General features: G+C 64.2%; 22 protein-coding genes. 7 read left to right on the forward strand and 15 right to left on the reverse strand.

Annotated features, from left to right (window positions below; genetic code table 11):
• Positions 1-31: 31 nt before the first annotated feature.
• Both V473_RS10545 and V473_RS24070 read right to left on the reverse strand, forming a co-directional pair.
• Positions 32-697: a S24 family peptidase gene (locus tag V473_RS10545; RefSeq protein WP_066603580.1), complete on the reverse strand. Its 666-nt coding sequence runs from the start codon at positions 695-697 to the stop codon at positions 32-34.
• Positions 698-699: 2 nt separating this feature from the next.
• The gene (locus V473_RS24070; RefSeq protein ID WP_216628554.1) at positions 700-1,098 is read right to left on the reverse strand and encodes a JAB domain-containing protein; all 399 of its coding nucleotides are present in this window, start codon (positions 1,096-1,098) and stop codon (positions 700-702) included.
• 65 nt (positions 1,099-1,163) lie between these two features.
• Between V473_RS24070 and V473_RS22930 the strand changes: the two genes are divergently transcribed.
• Positions 1,164-2,174: a recombinase family protein gene (locus V473_RS22930; RefSeq protein ID WP_269076445.1), complete on the forward strand. Its 1,011-nt coding sequence runs from the start codon at positions 1,164-1,166 to the stop codon at positions 2,172-2,174.
• A gap of 17 nt (positions 2,175-2,191) precedes the next feature.
• Here V473_RS22930 and V473_RS10560 read toward each other — a convergent pair whose 3' ends face one another.
• Entirely contained in the window at positions 2,192-2,377 is a 186-nt protein-coding gene (locus V473_RS10560) for a DUF1328 domain-containing protein (protein ID WP_066603588.1), read from the reverse strand.
• A gap of 175 nt (positions 2,378-2,552) precedes the next feature.
• Between V473_RS10560 and V473_RS24075 the strand changes: the two genes are divergently transcribed.
• A complete protein-coding gene (locus tag V473_RS24075; protein ID WP_165363570.1) occupies positions 2,553-3,002 on the forward strand; it encodes a ferritin-like domain-containing protein in 450 nt (149 codons plus the stop codon).
• 4 nt (positions 3,003-3,006) lie between these two features.
• Here the strand turns inward: V473_RS24075 and V473_RS10570 are convergent, their stop codons facing one another.
• Positions 3,007-4,005 (reverse strand): 2-hydroxyacid dehydrogenase, encoded by a 999-nt coding sequence (locus tag V473_RS10570; RefSeq protein WP_066605499.1) that lies wholly within the window; start codon positions 4,003-4,005, stop codon positions 3,007-3,009.
• Positions 4,006-4,106: 101 nt separating this feature from the next.
• On the opposite strand from V473_RS10570, the gene V473_RS10575 reads away from it, so the two are divergent.
• Positions 4,107-4,604, forward strand: coding sequence for an SH3 domain-containing protein (locus V473_RS10575; RefSeq protein WP_066603591.1), 498 nt, complete (start codon positions 4,107-4,109; stop codon positions 4,602-4,604).
• 516 nt (positions 4,605-5,120) lie between these two features.
• Here the strand turns inward: V473_RS10575 and V473_RS10580 are convergent.
• From V473_RS10580 to V473_RS10590, 3 genes are all read right to left on the reverse strand, one after another.
• Positions 5,121-6,398: an amidohydrolase family protein gene (locus V473_RS10580; protein ID WP_066603592.1), complete on the reverse strand. Its 1,278-nt coding sequence runs from the start codon at positions 6,396-6,398 to the stop codon at positions 5,121-5,123.
• Between the two features lie 140 nt (positions 6,399-6,538).
• Entirely contained in the window at positions 6,539-7,948 is a 1,410-nt protein-coding gene (locus V473_RS10585; RefSeq protein WP_066603594.1) for an amidohydrolase, read from the reverse strand.
• Entirely contained in the window at positions 7,945-9,468 is a 1,524-nt protein-coding gene (locus V473_RS10590) for a peptide MFS transporter (protein WP_066603596.1), read from the reverse strand. The genes V473_RS10585 and V473_RS10590 overlap by 4 nt, the downstream gene beginning before the upstream one ends.
• Before the next feature lie 140 nt (positions 9,469-9,608).
• On the opposite strand from V473_RS10590, the gene V473_RS10595 reads away from it, so the two are divergent.
• Positions 9,609-10,187, forward strand: a complete 579-nt coding sequence (locus tag V473_RS10595; RefSeq protein ID WP_066603598.1) for a nitroreductase family protein — start codon at positions 9,609-9,611, stop codon at positions 10,185-10,187.
• 72 nt (positions 10,188-10,259) lie between these two features.
• Positions 10,260-10,604: a GntR family transcriptional regulator gene (locus V473_RS10600; protein WP_066603599.1), complete on the forward strand. Its 345-nt coding sequence runs from the start codon at positions 10,260-10,262 to the stop codon at positions 10,602-10,604.
• 143 nt (positions 10,605-10,747) lie between these two features.
• Here the strand turns inward: V473_RS10600 and V473_RS10605 are convergent, their stop codons facing one another.
• The 8 genes from V473_RS10605 to V473_RS10640 all read right to left on the reverse strand — a co-directional run bounded on the left by V473_RS10605 (position 10,748) and on the right by V473_RS10640 (position 19,945).
• Positions 10,748-12,787 (reverse strand): tetratricopeptide repeat protein, encoded by a 2,040-nt coding sequence (locus V473_RS10605; RefSeq protein ID WP_066603602.1) that lies wholly within the window; start codon positions 12,785-12,787, stop codon positions 10,748-10,750.
• 5 nt (positions 12,788-12,792) lie between these two features.
• Positions 12,793-14,157 carry a PEP-CTERM-box response regulator transcription factor gene (prsR, locus tag V473_RS10610; RefSeq protein ID WP_066603604.1) on the reverse strand — a complete coding sequence of 455 codons (1,365 nt, stop codon included), beginning with the start codon at positions 14,155-14,157 and terminating at the stop codon, positions 12,793-12,795.
• Positions 14,157-16,229, reverse strand: coding sequence for an XrtA/PEP-CTERM system histidine kinase PrsK (gene prsK, locus V473_RS10615; RefSeq protein ID WP_066603617.1), 2,073 nt, complete (start codon positions 16,227-16,229; stop codon positions 14,157-14,159). The genes prsR and prsK overlap by 1 nt, the downstream gene beginning before the upstream one ends.
• 13 nt (positions 16,230-16,242) lie before the next feature.
• Positions 16,243-17,631 (reverse strand): TIGR03013 family XrtA/PEP-CTERM system glycosyltransferase, encoded by a 1,389-nt coding sequence (locus V473_RS10620; RefSeq protein WP_066603619.1) that lies wholly within the window; start codon positions 17,629-17,631, stop codon positions 16,243-16,245.
• Positions 17,632-17,871: 240 nt separating this feature from the next.
• Positions 17,872-18,135 carry a hypothetical protein gene (locus tag V473_RS10625; protein ID WP_066603623.1) on the reverse strand — a complete coding sequence of 88 codons (264 nt, stop codon included), beginning with the start codon at positions 18,133-18,135 and terminating at the stop codon, positions 17,872-17,874.
• 52 nt (positions 18,136-18,187) lie between these two features.
• A complete protein-coding gene (locus tag V473_RS10630) occupies positions 18,188-18,832 on the reverse strand; it encodes a sigma-70 family RNA polymerase sigma factor (protein ID WP_066603625.1) in 645 nt (214 codons plus the stop codon).
• A 117-nt stretch (positions 18,833-18,949) separates the two neighbouring features.
• Entirely contained in the window at positions 18,950-19,081 is a 132-nt protein-coding gene (locus V473_RS24550; protein ID WP_066603629.1) for a regulator, read from the reverse strand.
• A 75-nt stretch (positions 19,082-19,156) separates the two neighbouring features.
• On the reverse strand, positions 19,157-19,945 hold the full coding sequence (locus V473_RS10640) for a response regulator (RefSeq protein ID WP_066603631.1): 789 nt from the start codon (positions 19,943-19,945) through the stop codon (positions 19,157-19,159).
• Between the two features lie 276 nt (positions 19,946-20,221).
• Between V473_RS10640 and V473_RS24380 the strand changes: the two genes are divergently transcribed.
• Both V473_RS24380 and V473_RS10650 read left to right on the forward strand, forming a co-directional pair.
• The gene (locus V473_RS24380; RefSeq protein WP_066603633.1) at positions 20,222-20,476 is read left to right on the forward strand and encodes a NepR family anti-sigma factor; all 255 of its coding nucleotides are present in this window, start codon (positions 20,222-20,224) and stop codon (positions 20,474-20,476) included.
• A 43-nt stretch (positions 20,477-20,519) separates the two neighbouring features.
• Complete coding sequence (locus V473_RS10650) at positions 20,520-22,067, forward strand: sensor histidine kinase (protein ID WP_244884369.1); 1,548 nt, start codon at positions 20,520-20,522, stop codon at positions 22,065-22,067.

Consider the following 22,067-nt stretch of genomic DNA (forward strand, 5'->3'; position numbering starts at 1 on the left):
TTGCCGACCGGCGCGCACTCCTTGTGGTGTTTCACCTGACGGACCGTCCCATCCAAACCACTCGACCGGTAATGTTCACTAAAGCCGGATCGATGTCGAGCCAGTTTGGATAATGCGGATTGTCGCATAACAAGCTGAACCGGCCGCGCTTTGGCCCGATAGATATCCGCTTGACCATCATCACTCCGTCGAGTTCCAGCACATATATCCCGTTGCGTAGCCGCCCGACGCCATCATCATGGTCAACCATCACGACATCGCCGTCACGAATGTCCGGCGACATGGCCTCGCCGTTCATCCTTGCTATCGCTACCCTTCCAGGTTGCACTTCCAGATCTCGCAGCCATCGTGCGTCAAAGGCGATCTCACCCATTACGCGCCCTTTTCCATTCACTGCTCGACTATCGGGAGGGGTACCCAATGATAGCCACGGAACGGAAATAGCCCCATAGATTGGCCTAGGCGACGTCGACTGGTCGGCCGGCATTCCACCCAGCAATTGCTCCGGCACACCGAAATGGCTGGCCAGCAAACGGCGATCTCGTTCGCCTAGTTTGCGTGGTATGCCCCGCTTGATGAATTGCTGGATATAGGCGGCATTGCGACCGATCATCCGGGACAGATCAGCGTAATTCGCGCCGCGTGAAACGATCAGCCCTTCCAGGGCAGCACGGACATCTAACGCTCCGTCCTCCATACTCACATCAGTCCCTGCTCGCGGAAACTGAATATGTTGTGGGCGGCGACAATCAGGTGATCCGAGCAACTGATGCCCACCATCTTGCATGCCTCGATAATCCGCAATGTTGACGCGACGTCTGCACTGGACGGTTCCGGCCGCCCGCCAGGATGGTTGTGCGCCACCACGATCGAACTCGCGTCTCGCAGTAGCGCTGATCGCAGCACCAAGGCTAGATCGAACTGCGCCGCGTTGATGCAACCGTCGAAATAGAGATTGCCCCTCGCCTCGCCCCGCTCGTCAAAGAACAGAAAATGAATGCGTTCATGCCGCAGGCCTGTGAACAGGTTGAATACCCCCTCCAACCATCGTCTACGGCGCTCTCTTGCCAGCGCCTCGACAATATGCGGGGCAGGCACTTCCCTACGCCCGTTTCTCTTCCGATTTGCAGAACCCCCTATCGACCGCTGACCAGCTGGCCGCGTTGCAAGCGGGTGCATCCGCCCGCTTGATCGTAAAGGGGTTGAACGAAGAAGGCGTTCCGGCACCAGGAGGCAAGGCTTGGCGCACATATTCAATCCACGGCAGTCGAGGCCGAGCCACAGGCATAATCCGCAATAACCTCTATCGGGGCGTCATGGTCTATGGCCGAACCCGTCGTTACCATCATCCAAAAACGAGGAAAGTCCTCGCGCGCGTGCTTCCCATTGAAGAATGGCGATCTGTAGACGTCCCTCATCTGCGCATAATTTCTGACGAACAATGGGCTGCGGTTGCGGCGATTTATGCTACACACCCTAATAAATCAGTCAGGCGGCAGCCCGGACCACCACGGCCTAAGCGACTTCTCTCCCAGCTAGGCAAATGCGGCGAATGCGGCGGCACTTGGTCGGTACTCGGCTCGAACAAATGGGGCTGCACAAATCGGCGCGACAAAGCCAATTGCTCGAACACGCGCATCATAAGCACCAGTGTCTATGAAGCACGGGTGTTGGGTCAGCTAAAAGATGCATTACTCAACGAGGAAGCAATTACGCTTTTCGTGGAGCGCTACAACGCTGGCATCAAAACCCGTAAGGCCGAAGCCAACAATATTCGCGCACCTTTAGAACGAAAAGCCACATCACTTGCCAGCAAGATCACCCGCTTGGTCGACGCGATTGAAGACGGTGCCGGCGAATTCGCGGAATTCAAGGACAGACTCCGAACGGCCCGCGCCGAACTTGCTGATACCCGCCAACAGATTGCCGCCATCGACGAAGAAGCCCCGCTCGAATTATCGAACGGGGCTGTCGATCGCTATCGCGACTATGTAGCTCAACTTGACGCTGCTCTCAGCGCTGGTGGCGTATCCGGCGCCCGCGCCACAACTGCCATACGCGGACTGATCGACACCATCATCGTTAGCGCCAGCCCTGAAAAGCGGGGCGTAATCATCGAAGTTTCCGGCCGCATGGCCAACATAATCAACCTAGCAAAGCATTCAGGCGACTAGGTATCAAACCGTTGGCCTCAGTCTATCGCGTCCTTAATGCCCTTGCCAGCCAATAGTCCCAGCACGAGGAACAGCACAAATACGGCGATCGCGATGAAGAACAATATCTTGGCGATGCCGACGAACGTGCCGGCCGCGCCGCCAAAGCCGAGCAGGGCCAGCACGGCGGCGATGACAAGAGAGATGATGGCCAGCTTGAGCATGGGACGTCCTTTCGTTTCGTATCCGGTCTATGCCAGCATCAACCGACGGAGACGATGCTTGTTCCGCTCCACCGCAACTATGGATAACGCAGGATTAAGGTTTATTGTCAGATGGTTGAATGAACAATCGCGCCCGATCGGCCGTTCTTCCCCCGCCGCATCAAAGGAGAAGGCGATGTCGAACAATCATGCCATCAGCAAGCTGGACGATCTGATCACGACGCTGATCGATAGCGTGAAAGGCTATGAACATAGCGCCGACAAGGTGAAGTCGGAGGCGTTTCAGACCCTCTTTCGCGATCTGGCGGCCGAACGCGCCAAGGCGATCGACCTGCTACAGGCGCGCAGCCGTTCTCTGGGCGGGAAGCCCAACGAGTTCGGCTCCGTGGCGGGCACAGTGCACCGCCGGATGGAGGACATCTTCGTAGCGCTGGGCGGCGGCGACAAGGCCGTCATTCAGGCGATCGATCGTGGCGAGGATTATCTGCGCGAAGAATTTGAGCGCGTGCTCAAGGACGAGGCGATCGACGCGGACACGCAGGATGTGGTGCGCCGGGCCCATGAATCGGTGGCGCATGGCCAAGTCGTGGTGAACGGTTTGAAGGACCAGCTCGCCACCGCTTAAACGATCAGACCCAGCCTTCCAGCACTTGGTTCGGCGGTCGATGGCCATCGACCCAGGTGCGGATGTTGGCGATCACTCGCGCGCCGGTTGCGTCGCGCCCCTCGAACGTCGCGGACCCCATATGCGGCAGCAGCACGACGTTGGCCAGCGCCAGCAGCCGCGGATCGACCGCCGGTTCATGGGTATAGACGTCAAAGCCCGCACCGGCGATCCGCCCGTCGTCCAGCGCCGCGATCAGCGCCTGTTCGTCGGTGATCTCCGCCCGCGATGTGTTGATGAGATAGGCGTGCGGCGGCATCAGCCCGATCCGCCGCGCGTCGATCACCCCGCGGCTGTCGGCGTTGAGCGGGCAATGGATCGATATTATGTCGCTCGCCCTCAGCAGCGCATCCAGATCGCCATGCCATTCCGCCTCCAGTTCCTGCTCCACTTCGAAGGGCAGGCGATGCCGGTTATGATAGGCGATCGAAAGGCCGAAGGCGCGAGCGCGACGCGCGACGGCGCGGCCGATCCGCCCCATGCCGATAATGCCGAGTTTCTTGCCGCCGATCCGGTGCCCCAACATCCCCGACGGGCTCCAGCCGCGCCATTCGCCGGTGCGGACCAGCTTCTCGCCCTCGGCCAGGCGGCGCGGCACCGAGAGGATCAGCGCCATCGTCATGTCGGCCGTATCTTCGGTCAGCACGCCGGGCGTGTTGGTCACGATGATCCCCTTCGCCCGCGCGGCCGACAGGTCGATATGATCCACCCCGCTGCCGAAACTGGCGATCAGTTGCAGCCGCTCCGGCGCGGCCGCCAGCAGCGCGGCGTCGATCTGGTCGCTGATGCAGGGCACCAGCACGTCGCACTGGGCCATGGCGCGGGCGAGATCGGTGCGGTTCATCGCGACATCGCCGACATTGAAGCTGGCGTCGAACAATTCGGCCATGCGCGCCTCCACATTGGGCGGCAGGCGGCGCGTGACGATGACGCGCGGCTTTGCGGGACGCTGCTTCTTGGCCATGGCAAAGCCGCTATGCCCGCCCGCGCCGCCGGTCAAGCGGATATGGCGACAGGTGACATCAACGCTTGTCGGGGCGGACCAGCCGGGCGTATGGGAAGGCCATGGGTGACTATGGGTTCGGGTCTGGAATGAAGCGTCTTTTGCTGGGCGCGGGCGTGGTCGCGTCCTTGATGGCGGCGAGCGCCGCATGGGCCGGGCCGGGCAAGCCGGTCCCCTATTGGGCGTCGCTGTCGCAGGACGAAGCGCGGATGCGCGTTGGGCCGAGCCTGGATTACCCGTCCAACTGGATCTACCGCCGCCGCGACCTGCCGGTGAAGGTGGTGCAGGTGCTGGGTCTGTGGCGAAAGGTGGAAGACCCCGACGGCGCGCAGGGCTGGATGCATGTCCGCCTGCTGAGCGATACGCCGACCGCGATCGTCCGGTCCGAAGTCGCGCCGCTGCGCGAATCGCCGCGCGATGGCGCGCGGGCGCTGTTCCGGGCGGAACGCGGCGTGGTCGGGCGGCTGGGCGATTGTTCGGGCGGCTGGTGCAATTTCGACGCCAAGGGCCAGCGCGGCTATGTGAAGGCCAGCGACGTGTGGGGCGCTACCGGTAGCTAGGGTCCAGCCATGGACATGCGCTTTGCGGTGTGATTTTCCGGGCTTTCGGATGGGACCTGCTCGCTTCGATCTTTTCGATTTCAACGGACTGGTCGCGGAACTTCTCTAACCTCCCGCATATCGCGCATGAGAGTCACGCTTGGCGCCGGATCGACGCAGCCGCGCGACTGCGTGGAAAGGGGATTGGCGGCAAAGGGTGGTTTGCGGAAGGTCGGCTTTGTAAAAGCTATCGTCTCAAACAGACATGATGACCTGAAATATCTATCACTATGTGATCCAAGTTGGCGCTGCGTATGTGGTTTCCCAATGGCTGTCGTGAGCAGATATTCGCTCTCGTCATGCTGGAGCTCAATCAGGCATCCCGCGCCCTTCGATGCGCGAAAAAAAGCGCCCCCCCCCCCCCGATCAAGCCTGTCCTGGGCCTGTCGAAGGGTCCGCGGTGAAGCTATAGAGCGGCTCGCGCCGACAACCGCAACATCAGGCCCAAAGGCGAAGGAGGCCGAAGCCCTCTCCCCCTCACCATTCATACGCCTTGGGCAGCGCCCCTTCGCCCGGCGTCGCGTAGCGGTCGCGCAGCTTGGTCTGGCGGTTTTCCAGCGGCTGCTGCACGCCGTCGATCCAGACCGCGACCGGGGCCGACGTCATTTCCAGCGGGTCGCCGTCCCAGATCACCACGTCGCCCGCCTTGCCGGCCTTCAGCGACCCGATCCGGTCGCCCAGCCCGATCGCTTCGGCCGGGGCCGATGTGATGGTGCGCAGCGCCTGCCCCCAGCTCAGCCCGGTCGCGCCCGGAACCTTCAGCAGCGCCACCATATTGCCCGCCTGCTGCGTCGCCGCCCGCAATTGCAGCGCATCGTCGCCGGTCAGCATTCCCATCGACACGGACACGCCCGCCTTCACGAGACGGCCGACATTGCTCTGGGTCGCGGCCAGCTTCTCGAAGCTCGACGGCAGGTCTTCCAGACCCGCGGTGATGACCGGCACCTTGGCCGCCGCGATCTGCGGCGCGACCATCCAGCCTTCAGTCGCCCCGGCCAGGATCAGCCTCAACGCCGGAAAATCCTGCCGGAGCGCCAGCACCGCCAAGATATCGCGCGCGCTTTCGGCATGGACCATCAGCGGCATCGCGCCGCTGACGACCGGCGCCAAAGCCTGCGCGTCGACGCGGTTGAGCAGCGCGTCCTTAGACCGGCCGTCATAGCTGGCGGGCGCCTTCGCATAATCCTGCGCTTGCGTAAGCATCATCTTGAAGGTCAGGATCATCGCCGCGCGGCTGCCGCCCGCTTCCGCGACGCCCGCTTCGCCCATTTCGACATATTGAAAGGCGCGGGCCTTGGTGATCGGGCTCATGTCCGCGCCCAGATCGATTACTGCGCCTTGTCCGGCGAAGATGTTCGTGCCGGTCGCGGGTGCGACGACGGCGCGGGTGACGCCCGCGGTGCGGCTGATCGCGATCGGGTTGGCGAGCGGGTTGATGACCGGCGCGACGTCGATCGCGGCGGAGAAGGGCGAGCGGGCGCTGGTGTCGTTGGTTTCCTTGACCGCCGGCACTTCGGCCAGGCCGACGCGGGAAAAGCCCGACATGATGCCGGGCGTCACCCATTTGCCGCCGGCGTCGATCGTCTTGACGCCCGCCGGCGCTACCACGCCTGCGCCAGCCGCGACGACCTTGCCCGCGCTGATGACCACAGTGCCGTTCTTGATCGGCTCCGATCCATCGCCAATGGCCAGCGTCGCGCCGGTGATGGCGATGGATTGGGCCAGGGCAGGAGTGGTCGTGGCGGCGAGCAACATGGCCCCCAGGACCGTTCGGGCTGAGCCAGTCGACGCCCCCTTCTGGCTTTTCAACAAGCAAGATGGAGAGCCCTTCGACATTCGAACGAGACCAGTGGCTCGTTCGAACAGGGCGAACGGCGTTCTATTGGTGGGATAGTTCATTTCACGTCTCCCGCGCCGATCTGGCCCAGTTCGAAATCGACCACCGGCCGCAGCTTGGGATTGGCGCTGTCATACAGCAGCGCGCCGTCGATCCATACTTTTTCCGGCCGCGTATAGGTGCTGAACGGGTTCCCATTCCACAGCACGACATCGGCCATCTTGCCCACTTTCAGGCTGCCGGTCTGCTGATCGATGCCCATGGCGCGCGCCGGGTTGATGGCGAGCCAGGTCCAGGCGACCTCGTCCGAAATGTCGATCCCCATGCGGCGGCCCGCGCCCAGCGCCTTGGCCGCTTCCTGATTCAGCCGCTGAATGCCATCCTGATCGTCGCTATGGACGATGGCGCAGGCGCCCGCGCGGTGAACGAGCGGAATATTCTCCTTGATGCCATCATAGGCTTCCATTTTGAAGCCATACCAGTCGCCCCACAAAGCCGCGCAAATGCCATTGTCGCGCAGCAGGTCGGCGATTTTATACGCTTCGACCGCATGGTGGAAGGCGGCGACCTTATAACCGAACTCCTTGCTCATATCGATGACATTGGCCATCTCGTCCGCGCGGTAGCAATGGTTGTGGACCATGATCTTGCCTTCGAGCACGTCCGCCAGCGTTTCCATGCCCAGGTCGCGGGTCTGGTCCTTTCCGGCGGCGCGCTTCTTCTGATACTCCCGCGCCTTGATCCAGGTCTGGCGATTGACCGCCATATTGCCCATGCGGGTGGAAGGTTCGCGGCCCTTGCTGCCATAGACGCGCTTGGGATTTTCGCCGCAGGCCATTTTCAGGCCATAGGGCGCGCCGGGGAATTTCATCCCCTGCATGGTGCGGGCGGGCACGTTCTTCAGCGTCACGCTGCGCCCGCCGAACAGATTGGCCGAACCGGGCAGGATTTGCAGCGAGGTCACGCCGCCATTGGCGAGCGCGCGGGAAAAGCCCGCATCCTGCGGCCAGATGCTATGTTCGGCCCAGACATGCGGCGTCACCGCGGATGTCGCCTCATTGCCGTCGCTATTGGCCTCCACGCCGGGCGAAGGATAGTCGCCCAGATGGCTGTGGATATCGATCACGCCCGGCGTCACATATTTGCCGGCGCCGTCGAACACGGCGATGTCGGCGGGGATCGGCGTGTCCGGGCCGCCGATCGCCGTCACCTTGCCTTCGGACAGGAATACCACGCCATTGTCGATGCGGCCGCCCTCCCCGTCGAAGATGGTTGCGCCCCGGATCGCCGTGGGACGGCCCGGATAGGCTTTGTAGGTCGATGGATAGGGATTGTCCGGCTCGGCGGACGATCCCTGATTCTGGCCCTGCGATATAGGCGCTTCGCCCTTGTCCTTGCGCGCGACGGCGGGTCCGGCGACCCCCGCCAGCAGCGCCGCGATCAGCAGCGCGCGTCCATATGCCTTCATGCCTTTTCCTCCGCGCCAATCAGGTCGAGATGCATCAACCGCTTGATATAAGGCGACACGAGTAGCACCAGTCCGCCCACCACGATCGCGAACCAGCCGATGCGGCTATACACGTCCAGCACCTGGGTCACATCGCCCGCCTCCCCGCTGCCGGTGGCGCGGGCGATCAGGCCGGCGATGAAATTGCCCGCCGCCATGGCCAGGAACCATGTGCCCATGACCAGCCCCACCATGTTCGACACCGACAATCGCGTCATCGCGGACAGTCCGACCGGCGAGAAGCAGAGTTCCGCCATGGTGTGGAGCAGGTAAATCAGGAAGACGAAGATCACCGGGGTCAGATTTTCCCCCGCCATCGCTGCGCCTGCGACCAGCACCAGGAACCCCGCGCCGCACAGCACCAGACCGATGCCGAACTTGGCGGGCGAGGATGGCTCCAGCCGCCGTTTGTCGAGGAAGGTCCACAGGAGGGCGAACAACGGCGCGAGCAGGATGATGAAGACCGAATTGACCGACTGGAACAGCGACGCAGGCACCTCCCAGCCCAACATAGCACGGTCGACATTGCGGTCGGTGAAGATATTGAGCGACGACCCGGTCTGTTCGAACAGCCCCCAGAAGAGCGGATTGAGCGCGATCAGGAACAACGCGGCGAACATCCGGTCGCGATCGATCTTCCCCAATGTCCCGACCGTGCGCCACACTATATAGACCACCGTCAGCGCCGCAAAGCCGAGCAGCGCATAGCCCAGCAGTTCGGCATAGCGGATCACCAGCCAGATCGCGGCGACGCCCAGCGCGGCGGCCAGGTAGATGGTCCATTCCTGGCTAAGCCCGGTCGCGGTCCGAGCGCGCAACTGTTGCGGAGCGGGCGGCTCGCCCTTGCCCAGCAGCCAGGGTTTGAGCCAAACGAACATGACCAGACCGGCCAGCATCCCGACGCCCGCCGCGCCGAAGCCCCAGCTCCAGCCCCATAATTCGCCAAGCAGACCGCAGACGATCGGGCCGAGCATCCCGCCCATGTTGATGCCCATGTAGAAGATGGAGAAGGCCGGATCGCGGCGATGATCGTCGCGGGCGTAGAGTTCGCCCACCAGCACCGAGATATTGGCTTTCAGGAATCCAGTGCCCACGATGATGGAGGCGAGCGCGAAGTAGAAGCCGTTGAGGAACAGCGGGTCTTGGCCCCCCGGCCCTTCGGTGATGGCGATCAGGAAATGGCCGATGGCGATGAACACGCCGCCGACCAGCACCGCCTTGCGCGGCCCCAGGAACCGGTCGGCCAGATAGCCGCCGATGACCGGCGTGATATAGACCAGCGAGGTATAGGCGCCGTAGAGGAGGTAGGCCTTGTCCTCGCCAAAGAGAAAATGTTTGGTGAGGTAGAAGATCAGGATGGCGCGCATCCCGTAGTAGGAAAACCGCTCCCACATTTCCGCGAAGAAGAGCAGGTACAGCCCGCGCGGATGGCCGAGCCAGGTCTTGCCTGCCTCGACCGCGTTCATGTCCGAAATCGCCATTCGGCACCCTTTGCATATTTGTGTCCGGCCCGCCGATCGGCGGCCGCTTATGGCGCGCAGCCTAGAACCTATGGGTTCCTCCTGTCAAAAGGGCCTGCCGCCCTTGCGTCCAGCCGAGTGACGCGCCATCTGTCGGCGCGATGTTCAACGACCTTTCCTCCCCGCTCGCCCTCCTCCAGACCCGTCGTTCCGGCAAGCCGCGCGACCTGATCGCGCCCGGCCCCGACGACGCGCAACTACGCCGGATATTGGAGGTCGCGCTGCGCACCCCCGACCATGGCAAGCTGGCGCCCTGGCGCTTCGTGATCGTGCGGCAGGATCAGCGCCCAGCGCTCGCCGATCTGCTGGAGACCGCCTATCGCGCCGAAAAGTCCGATGCCGGCCGGCTGGAGATAGAGGCGATGCACCAGTTCGCGCATCAGGCCCCGACTCTGGTGGTCGCCCTGTCCGTGCCGGTGGCGGGCAGCAAGATTCCAGTCTGGGAACAACAATTGTCCGTCGGCGCGGCGATCATGAACCTGCTGCACGCCACCCATGCGCTGGGCTTTGCCGGCGGCTGGCTAACCGGATGGCCGAGCTATAATGCGGATGTGCGCGCCGCCTTTGGCGGACCGGGCGAATCGATCGCCGGATTCGTTTTCATCGGTACTCCAGCCAAGGCCCAGGAAGAACGCCCACGGCCAGAATATGACGCGATCGTTTCGACCTGGGACAGATAATTGCGAACGCAAAGCTTTGCGGAGCGAGCATGTCAATTGACCCGCATGGCTGTATTATGGCACTGATGCACTATGGCCGACGAATCCAAACCCGTCTATCTCCGCCTGCGTGAGATCATCGCCGCCTCCATTCTGGATGGGGAATTTTCCGACGGCGACCTGCTGCCATCGGTGCGCGCTTTCGCCGCGACGCAGGGGGCCAACCCGCTGACCGTGGCCAAGGCCTATCAAAGCTTTCAGGATGACGGGCTGGTGGTGGTGAAGCGCGGCGTCGGCATGTTCGTCGCCGACGGCGCGACCCGCCGCCTGCGCGAAGCCGAACGCGAACGCTTCCTCGACAGCGTCTGGCCCCCGGTCGCGGCGCAGATCAAGCGTCTGGGCATCCGGCTGGACGATCTGGATCTGGCGACGGCGTAAATAAGCCTACATCCGTTCGCCCTGAGCCTGTCGAAGTCTGTCCTGAGCGCCTGCCGCAGGCGGGCAGTCGAAGGGGCTATTCCTGTCTTTCGACGGTGAAGAAAAACGGGGCTTCGACAGGCTCAACCCGAACGGATATTCTTCTACAGCGCGGCCAGCGCGTCCAACGCATCCTGCCTCCCCGCAAAGCCCCGCTTCGCCGCCGCCCGGCCCAGCGCCAGCTTCGCTTTCCCCTTGCGCCCCGCAGCGGCATAAGCCTGCCCCAAATGCATCTGGAGCGCAGGCGCCTGCGGCGCCAGCGCCACCGCCTTTTCCAGCAGGTCGATCACCACCGGCCCCTTTTCGCCGGTCTTCATCAGCACCCAGCCGAACATGTCGACGGTCAGCGGATTGCCCGGCATCAAGCGATAGCCATGCGCCGCATAGGCGCGCGCACTCGCGCGATCGCCGCTTTCCAGCGCCGCGCGGGCCAGGTCCGCCATCAGCACCGCGTCATTCTCGCCGACCTGCGCCTGCACCGCGCGCAACATCCGCAGCGCGCCACGCCAATCCTGCGCCTGTATCGCGATGCCCGCGGCCAGGCGCTGCGCCTCCACATCATTGGGATTTTGCGTCAGGAATAGCTGCACGATCCGCCCGGCGCGCGCCGGGTTGCCGACCCGCCCCCACGCCGCCGCCAGCCGCAGCGCGACGGCGCGGTCGAAGCGGATATTGGCCGCCGCCTCATAAGCGCGCACCGCCTCCTGCGGAGCACCGTCCGCGCCCAGCGTATCACCCAGGATCAGCCAGGCGTCGGGCGCGCCGGGATTGGCCCGGCTCAGCAGGCGCGCCCGCGCCACCGCGTCACCCGTCCGCCCGGTGCTGAGCAGCGCGCGGATATAGGGCACGTTATCGCGCGCTGTGGCGGCGCTGCCGGGCGCAGGCCCGTTCGCCAGTTCGCCATCCGCTGCGCTGGCGAAGACGTCCGCCGACGCCCGCACCGGCCAGTTGGCCCGCGCCAGCATGTCGTCCGCCATCGCTCGGTTGCCCAACGCTTCCTGCGCGCGCGCGGCGAGCGTCAGCACATAGGGATCGGCGTCGCGCTGCGCCACCATCGGGGCCAGGGTGGAGGCGGCGGACGCAAAGTCGCCATTACTATAATAAGCCCGCGCCAGCAGCGTGCGCGCGCTGCGATTGTCCGGCTGCGCCGCGACCAGCGGGCCAAGCGCATCGGCAGCCAGGACCGGATTGCCATCCTGCAATTGCAGCACGCCACGCAGCAGCCGGGTCGCCGGTTCGCCGTCCAGCCGCCCCTGCGTTCGCCCCAGTAGCGTGCGCGCGAGATCGCCCTCCCCTGCCCGTGCCGCCATCACCGCTTGCATCATCCAGGCGCGCGGATTGGACGGATCGATCGCAATCAGGCGACGGGTCAGGCTCAGCATCGCACTCGCCTGCCCGGCATCCGCCAGCGTCGCGGCATATTGCTCCAGCGTCGATACCGAATCGGGATTGGCGGCCAGCGCCCGTTCGAACCAGGGCAGCGATGCAGTCAGGCCATATTGCGCGCGGACCAATTCGCCGCGCAGCGTCAGCGCCTTCGCATCGGACGGAGCCAGCGCCACCGCCCGGTCGGCCGCGGCGATCGCGCCGGCCTGATCCCCGGACAGGATGCGCAAACGGCCCAGTTCGACCCAATTGTCGGGATCGCGGGGCGCAGCCGCCAGCGCTTGCTCCAGCGCCACGCGCGCGCCGCCCAAATCCCCCTGCGCCAATGCGGCGCGCGCCACGACCCGCGCGGCCGGCACGGCGGATGCGACCGGCAGATCCGCCGCCCGCGCTTCCCGCCGCGCGCCGTCCAGATCGCCTTGCAGCAACAGGGCCTGCGCCATCACCGCGCGCGTCTGCCCCGGCGGCGCCCCCAGTGCGCGGGCGCGTTGCACCGCCGCCTGCGCGCCCACGCCGTCGCCCAGTTCGGCGAGCGTCCGTGCCTGCGCCTCGTGGGCCGCAGCGGAACGCGGATTGCCCTTGATCGCGTTCATCAACTCGATCCGCGCGGTGCGCGCGTCGCCCTTGTCGAGTGCGGCCAGACCGCGCGTCAGGGCGGCGCTGCCGTCGCGCTCACGCGCGCGCCATTGCCAAAGGCCTGCGCCTGCAAGCAGCAGCAGGACCAACAAGGCCAGGATGATCAGGCGGGACCGGCGCATCGCGATTAGCCCTGGATCTGATATTGTTTGAGCAGATCGTACAGCGTCGGGCGGCTGATCCCCAGCATCTTGGCTGCGCCGGAGATATTGCCGTCGGTCCGCGCAATGGCGCGGCGGATGGCGCGACGATCGGCCATTTCGCGCGCCGCCTTCAGGTTGACGAGGTCGCCGCCCTCGGCGCGCTCGTCGTCCAGATCGAGGTCGGCGGCGGTTATCAGCTTCCCGTCGGCCATGATGACCGCGCGCTTGATGCGATTTTCCAGCTCGCGCACATTGCCCGGCCACCCCCAGGCGTCGAGCGCCGCCAGTGCATCGGGGGCCAGCCCCTTCACCTGCGGGTTCATGTCGCGCGCGAAGCGGGTGAGAAAATGGCGGGCCAGCAAGGCGGGGTCGCCCGCCCGGTCCTTGAGCGCGGGGATGCGCACGACGATCTCGGCCAGGCGATAGAATAAATCCTCGCGGAACGTACCCGCCGCAATCATCTGCTCCAGATTCTGGTGGGTCGCGCACACGATCCGGGTATCGACCGCGATCGGCTGGCGTCCGCCGATCCGTTCGATCACCCGCTCCTGCAGGAAGCGCAGCAGCTTGACCTGCAACGCCAACGGAATGTCGCCCACTTCGTCCAGAAACAATGTCCCGCCCTGCGCCTGCTCGATCTTGCCGGGCGTCGTCTTGATCGCGCCGGTGAACGCGCCCTTCTCATGGCCGAACAGTTCGGATTCGAGCAACGTCTCCGGGATCGCCGCGCAATTGATCGCCACGAACGCCCCGCCACGGCGCGGACTGGCGTCATGCAACCCCTGCGCCAGCAATTCCTTGCCGGTCCCGCTCGCGCCCAGCAACAGCACCGACACCTCCGCCGCCGCCACCCGCTCGATCGTGCGGGCCACCTTCATCATCTCCGGCGCGCCCGAAATGAGGCGGCCCAGCACCCGACCATCTTCCGGTGCGGTTTCGGCCAGCCGGGCATTCTCCCGCTCCAGCGCATGGACGTGGAAGGCGCGGCGGACGATCAGGCCCAGTTCGTCGATATCGACCGGCTTCTGGTAAAAGTCGTAAGCGCCGCCGGAAATCGCATCCCGTGCGCTTTCGCGCGCGCCATGGCCGGACGCGACGATGATCTTCGTGTCCGGCTTGATCTTGAGCATCTCCGCCAGCGTCGCAAAGCCTTCGCTGGTGCCGTCCGGGTCTGGCGGCAGGCCCAGGTCCAGCGTGACGACATCGGGCGTTTCCGCCCGGAGCATCTCGATCGCTTCCTGCCGATCACCGGCGATGAACAGCTGATAATCCTCATAGGCCCAGCGGAGTTGGCGCTGAAGGCCCGGATCATCCTCCACAATCAGCAATTTGGGACGGGTGTCGCTCATCAGGCGGCCTTTTCTTGTCTGTCTGTTCGGGGCGCCAGCGGCAGGCGAAGCGTGAAACGGCTGCCCGCGCCGGGCTTGCTCTCCACCTCGATCCGCCCGCCCATGGCCAGCGCCAGGGATCGCGCCTCGAACGCGCCCAGGCCAAAGCCCGCCGCCTTGCTGGAGGAAAAGGGCTTGAACAGGTCGCGGCGGACATATTCGGCGCTCATGCCCTTGCCCCGATCGACGATCTCGACCACCGCCTCGCCGCCATCGGCGGACAGGCGCAACTCGACGGGGCTGTCGGGCGCGCTGGCGTCGATCGCATTTTGCAGCAGGTGGGTGATGATCTGCTCGACCCGCGCCGGATCGGCCAGCGCCAGCGGCGCATCGCCCGCGACATGCACGGGATGCAGGCGCGCGCGGGCGCGGGCGACCTGCTGCAACAGGTCGATCAGCGCCATCGGCCGCGGCTCTTCGGCCCGGCCCTTATTATGCTGCGACAGGCGGGCGAGCATGTCGTTCATCTTGCCCACCGATTCCTTGAGCGTCAGCACCATGTCGGCGCGAAATTCCGGGTTGTCGGCATGGCGTTCGGCATTGCGCGACAATAGCGACAACTGGCTGACCAGATTCTTGACGTCATGGATGATGAAGGCGAAGCGACGGTTGAATTCCTCGAACCGCTGCGCATCGTCCAGCGCCTGCTGGCCCTGCGCCTCGCTGATATGGGTCGCGGCCTGCCGCCCGGCGGCGCGCAGCATGTCGAAATCCTCCCAGTCCAGCCGCCGGTCGATCGGCGGGCGCGCCAGCAGCAGCGCGCCGATCAGCCGGCCATAATGGATCAACGGCACCAGCGCCCAGGCGCGGCGATCCTGCGTCATCCAGCCAGGCAATATCAGCGCGCCGTCGCCGGTCTTCAGCCGCGCCAGATCGACGATCCAGCCGCTCTTCTCGATTTGCAGCACCGTGGCCGGCGCGACCGCATCGACTTGCGCCAGGTCGCCGGTCCAGTTCCAATGCGTCTCGAACGATAGGGCGTCCCGCTCGTCGCGCAGCATCAGGATAGCGGCAGGCGAATCGGTGATGTCCGCCATCGCCTTGGCCACCCGCCCGCCCAGCGGCGCGGCATCCTCGCCGGGGCGGCCGATCGTGTCGCCAAAGCGCATCCATTCGGTGCGATAATCATAGCGATGCTGGAAGAAATGCTTGGCGACCTGCACCTTCCACAGCGCGCGGACCTGTGGCGATGGCAGCAGCACCAGCGCGGTGACCGCGGCGAAGAATACCGCGGCGATCTCCACCACCCGCGCATAGGGGCCGGCGATCAACTCGATCAGCACGGCGGCGGCGGTCAGCACAACGACATAGAGGCCGACCGCGACGATAGAGAGCGACTGGAAAGTGATGGCCCGCGACAATTGCAGCCGCCCCGCCATACCCTTGCGCATACCCACCGCGATCACCGGCGCCAGCAGCGCCATCAGAAGGCCGCGCAATGCGTAGAGTTCGCTCACCCGATGCGGCGCGAAATAGCAGATCACATAGAGGTTCAGATCATAGGTCCACATCGCCGCCAGCGCGCCGAGCAGCAGCGCCACCCCGCCCCGCTCACGCGATGGCCAGGCGGTGTAAAGCTGATGCACCAGCAGCAGGCTGCCGATCGCGGTCATCATCCGCAGAATCAGCGAGCAGGTGACGAGCGCGTGATGCAGGTCGCTGGCCGGCGACAATTGCCGCCAGGCGAGGTCGGTGAAGGTCTGGAGCAGGATCAACCCCGCGACCGCGGCATAGACGGCGCTGATGGCGACGGCCGGCGCGGCGCGGCCCACTGGCCCGCGCCGCAGCATGACGAACATCGCCAGCAGCCATGCGGCATTGCGGATGCTTTCGCCGATCCCCGACAGCGGCTTGGACACGCCGCCGAACGACACATAGAGCGCCCAGCAGGATGTCAGCAGCAACGCGGCCGACAGCAGGCGCGGTTCGGGCGCCTCGTCGCGGCGGCGCAGCAGGAAAATCCCTAGCGCGGCGAACAGCACCGCCGCAAGCGCATGGCCCCAATCGCCGACAAATTGCAGGAGCGCGCCCATGCCCGCTATCGCCTCAACGCGCGCCGTCGGGCCACAGCACGACCCGCAACGTCTGGATCAGGATCAGCAGGTCCAGAAAGGGCGTGTAATTTTTGGCGTAATAGAGATCATATTCCAGCTTGTGCCGGCTGTCCTCGATCGACGCGCCATAGGGATAGTTGATCTGCGCCCAGCCGGTGATGCCGGGCTTCACCATATGCCGTTCGGCATAATAGCGCAGATGCTGTTCCAGATCCTCGACGAACTGGCGCCGTTCGGGACGGGGGCCGACAAAGCTCATCTCGCCTTTGAGCACCGTCCAGGTCTGCGGCAGTTCATCGATGCGCAGCTTGCGCAGCCAATAGCCCAGCCGCGTGATGCGCGGATCGTCCTTTTCCGCCCACACCGCCTGGCCGTTGACTTCCGCGTCCAGCCGCATCGTGCGCAGTTTTACGATCCAGAATTCCTGGCCGAACAGGCCGACGCGCTGCTGGCGGTAGAAAGCCGGCCCCTTGCTATCCAACTTCACCAGGATTGCGGCGAGCAGGATGATCGGGCCGGTCAGCGTCAGCAGGATCAGGCTGGCGATGATATCGAACAACCGCTTGGCGATGCTCGACAGGCGGCGGCCGGCGGAAAAGCCGTCGGAAAAGATCAGCCAACTGGGATTGACGCTGGCCAGGTCGACCCGCCCCGTCTCCCGCTCAAGAAAGCTCGACAGGTCGTTGACATGTACCCCGGTCGTCTTGATCCGCAACAGGTCGGACATGGGAATGGCGTTACGCCGTTCCTCCAGCGCCAGCACGACTTCGCTGGCGTTCAGCCGCACGACGAAATCGGACAGGTTGAAAATAGCGTCGCGGTTGATCGCTTCGGGGATCACCTGCGGCCCGTCATTCATGGCGATGAAACCCACCACCAGGAAACCCGCTCCGCGCTTCTGCTCCAATTCCTTGATCCGGTTGGCGCGGTTGCCCGCGCCCAGCACGACCAGCCGCCGCTTGAACGCCTCGCCGCCCAGCATCGACCCCAGCAACAGCCGAACCGCGACCAACAAGGCCATGGCCAGGCCCATGGCGTAGAGCGAGTTGGACCGCCACAGCGTCATGCCGGGCATCAAGAAATAGATCACCGACAGGAAAATGACGCCCAGCGACACCGCGACCAGCAGCCGCGCGAAGGCGAACCGGATCGATTGCAGCGCTTCGACACCATAGACGCCGACCGCGATCATCCCGGTCTGAATCGCGAAGGCGAAGCTCAGCAACGGCCCGATCCGCGTCATCACATGATCGACGTCCATACCGATCTGACGCGCGCGCAATATCCATCCGCCCTCTGCCGCGCACAGCAACAGCACAAAATCGAGCAGCCCCAGCAACAGCACCGCATGCGGCACATAATGTTTGAACAGCCTGATCATCGTCGCGCATATCCTGCTGGCCGCCGCGATGGCGCGCCTTTTCGGGAGCGAATTTCCTTACGATGCCTGTAAGATAATCCGACAGTGGGCGCACCCTGCCTCAAAATGGCAAAGAAATACTGAATCGCGCACGCAGTCGTAGCCGATCAACGCGGGTGAAGCCGCGGAACGCTGTCGCTAGATAAAGTGGTTATACAAGACCCGTCGAAGATCATGGACGGACCGGATCGCAGGCCAAAGCTAATTTCCGTCGCGCAGCGTGTCCGCCGCATTCTTGGCGGCATCACCCACGACGCGCGCGGCATCGTCCACTGATCCAGCGGCCTGGGTCACCTTGTCGGCCTGGCGGTCGCCGCGCCGTTCGTTCGTCATGTAGAAAAAGCCGATGGCCAGGATCAGCGCCAACGCCACCAGAGCAAACACCACGCTGCTCCCGCCTGATCTTTCGACAGTCGTTATCGGCGGTGGCCGGTCTTCCTCCCGGCCGGAGGGCATGTCACCCATGATCCGTCTCCTATGTTCAGGAAGAACGGACGGGACGACAGGATCGTTCCGGTCATTTATGCCCGTCATGGTTCGGGCGACCGCGGCTCAGGCGATCGACATCCTCCATGATCTCGTCGAGCACGGCGGTTTCGGTCGTTTCCTGTGTCCGGCGAGAAGGCAGGTCGCCGCTTTCCAATATTTGTTCCAGCGCAGCACGGCCGCGCGCGACGCGGCTCTTGATCGTACCGACCGCCACACCGCAGATTTCTGCGGCTTCTTCATAGGCGAATCCGCCCGCCCCGACCAGGATCAGCGCTTCGCGCTGCGGCTGGGGCAGTTGCAGCAGGGCGCGCTGCATGTCGGATAATTCGACATGCTTGTCCTGACCGGCCGGCGCCGCCAGAATGCGATCGGCGGTCAGATCGTCCCAATCGCCGCGGAAGCGCGAACGGCGCATCTGCGAGAGATAATGGTTGCGCAATATGATGAAGGTCCAGGCGCGCATATTCGTGCCGGCCTGGAAGCGATTGCGCGCCGCCCAAGCCTTCAACAGCGTTTCCTGCACTAGGTCGTCGGCCAGATCGCGATTGCCCGACAGCGACCGGCCAAACGCGCGAAGATGCGGAATGACGGCCGCCAATTCTCGCTTGAAATCCGAATCGGACAGCGCAGCGCGCTCCTCGATCCCGCTGATTTCGCCAACGTCATCATCCATGGGAACAACCCCCGTGCCCGAAACCGCACTCGCCGCATGAACCGACGTCGTCAAAGCCATATATATATCCGTACCCTAAACCGATCACCGCCAAAGACCAACCTTCCGCATAGCGCTCTATCGCCAGATCACCAGCAGCATGGCGACAACTGCCAACGCCAGCGAAATGGCGAGCACATAACGCACCACATGGGGCGTGGCGCCAGCGCGCGCATCATCGGTGGCGATATGCTGTTCCTGCTCGACCATGACGGATCTCCCGATCGTTACGCATCATTAACGCAGCGCACCGATCGGGGTTCCGTGACTTTCTGGTCACCGCCTTCAGGCGGGGGCAGTCGCCTCGTCAAAGAATAGAGCCTGCGAAATCGCAGCCTTGACCGTCGATCGCTGGAACGGCTTGGTGATGAGGAAGGTTGGTTCGGGCCGCTCGCCGGTCAGCAGCCGTTCGGGAAAGGCGGTGATGAAGATCACCGGCACCGAAAATTCGGCCAATATGTCTTTGACCGCATCGATGCCGCTGCTGTCGTCGGCCAGTTGGATGTCGGCCAGCACCAGGCCGGGACGATCGGCCAGCGCTTCGCGCACCGCATCCTCGCGCGTCACCGCTATTGCGGTCACATCATGGCCCAGATCGCGGACGATGGTTTCGATATCCATCGCGATGATCGGCTCATCCTCGATGATCAGCACCTTGGCGCGGGTCTGCGCCTCGATCTCGCTCAACGCTTCCTCGACCAGCGCCTCCACATCGCTGCTGTCCATATCGATCAGATAGGATACGTCATCGACGGTGAAGCCTTCGAGCGCGGTCAGCAACAGCGCCTGGCGCGGCAGGGGCGTCAGTCGGGCCAGGCGCGCCTGGGCGATCGCCTCGCGACCGCTCCCGCTCACCGGCACATCTTCCAGATGGGCGGACGACCAGATGGCGTGAAAAGTCTTGTAGAGGCCAAGACGCGGATCGACGTCGCTGGGGAATTCTTCCGGCGCGGCGACGATCGCTTCCAGCGCGGCGCGGACATAGGCGTCGCCGTGATTCTGGCTGCCGGTCAACGCCCGCGCATAGCGCCGCAGGAACGGAAGGTGGGGGTGTAGTTGCTGTCCAAGCGACATCGTCAAGTCTTCTCCCTGCCCGTCAGGGCCACATTGTCCCGAAGCATGGGAACATGGTGGAAGGATGGAATGTCCATGTCAGGATGACAACCCCCCGCCGCCCCATCGCCGTGCAAAGTTGCGCAGCGTAAAAAATGCTTCGATGGGCGGAACCATCGACAACCGGATTTGTTTCGCACCCACATGGTTTTTTAGACGATATCGTGAATTTCCCATGAATTGCATGATTGTGCGAATTGACGTCATGACGCAAACCCGCGAAACGGGCGTGCCGACATGGCGGAAATGGCTGTAGAGGGGCTGATTTTGGTTTCTTCAACGACGGAGCGGGGCGTGGCCGATGACGACAAAAGTGCCGACGCCGCAACCCGGAAAGCAAAGATGACGGGTTCCGCCGCTAAGCAGAAAAATCCGCCGCCCGCGGACAAGGAGGACGCGCATGTCTCCCAGGCTCTGCGCACCGTGTACCAGCGCGCCGTGGATGAGGATATTCCGTCCGAAATGCTGGACCTGCTGAGCAAATTGGACTGACGCACAGATGATCGGGGGCAGCCTTCCTCCGGCAGCCCGCTCCATGGTTGAGCCTCTGCTGCAATTTCTCCGCTCGACCGGCGTCAAGATGTTCCTCATCCTGACGTTGGCCCTGTTGCCGCTGGGTCTGATCGCGCTTGTCGCATCGCTTCAGGCCATCCGCACCGCCGACCTGGAAAAGGAAGCGTTGCTGCGCGTCGCGGTGACGCAAAGCGCGCGCAAGCTGACGGCCGATCTGCAATCGGACCGCACCGCGCTCGAACTCGTCGTCAACGCCTTGGCCAATAATGCCGCGGACAAAGGCATGTGCCGGCGTCTCGCCTTCTTCCTGACGTCCCATGATGCCGAAGGCGGCCATTTCTATATCTACGATCGCGCGGGCAACCGCTTGTGCAATTCGCCCGAACCCGAACCGGCCGGCATAGCGCCCGCCGATCGCTTCGCCCGGCCGATGGCGCAATTGCTGCCGACCCATCTGGTAAGCCGCGTGCGCAGCGGCAACGGCCGACTGGTCGCGCTGTCTTATTATTCGCGCGGGCATCTCGAAAGCATCGCCGATCCCGCCACTGCGCTGCAAAACCGCCAGCTCAGCCTGCGCCAGGGCGCCAGGCAATTGATCGTCAGCCGTCCGGGCGCCGACATAGACGGCCATAGCAACAGCCTGTCCGCCCGGCTCGACCCGCCCGACATATTGCTGACCATGACGGTGCGCGAACCGCCCGCCACGCTGGCGCGGATGCTCTCTCTGTTCCTGCCAATGGTGATGTGGTTCGCCGCTGCGGCGATCGGCTGGTTCGTGGTCAACCGCCTGCTCATTCGCCCGCTGGTGCTCTTGCGCCGGGTGGTGGCGGACTATCAGCCGGGCGAAGTGCTGCAACCCTTGCAGCGCATCCGCACGCCTGCGCAGGAGATCGTGGCGCTCGGCGAAACCTTCCATGAAATCAGCATGGACGTCGCCACCCATGAGGCGGAGATTTCCGAAAGCCTGGAAACCCAGCGCAAGTTGACCCGCGAAGTCCATCACCGCGTCAAGAACAACCTCCAGATCATCGCCAGCCTCATCAACTTGCACGCGCGATCCGCCCATGACGCCGAAGCGGTCGAGGCCTATGCTTCGATCCAGCGCCGGGTCGACGCGCTGTCGGTCGTTCACCGCAATCATTTTGCGGAGTTGGAGGAAAATCGCGGCGTCGGCGTCCGCCCGCTCATCAGCGAATTGTCGGCCAGCCTGCGCGGCACCGCGCCTGCCGCCGCGCGCCGCTTCGCGATCCAGATCGACAGTGACAATCTACACATCAGCCAGGATGTGGCCGTGCCGATCGCCTTCCTGTTGACCGAACTGGTCGAACTGGCAATGATGCTTGCGCCTCAATCGAAGATGCAGATCGCTGTGCAAGTGGAGCAGGACCGCGACGATCGCGCCCGACTGATGGTGCGATCGCCGGGTCTGAAGGCGTCCGAAGCGATGGCCAGCCGGCTGGACGAACGCTATGGCCGCGTCCTGACCGGCCTGTCGCGCCAGCTGCGCGCGCCGCTGGATTATGACGGCGAAGCGGGAAGCTACGCCATCACCATCACCGTCATGCCCTGA

Source organism: Sphingobium cupriresistens LL01, from assembly GCF_001046645.1.
GTDB lineage: Bacteria > Pseudomonadota > Alphaproteobacteria > Sphingomonadales > Sphingomonadaceae > Sphingobium > Sphingobium cupriresistens.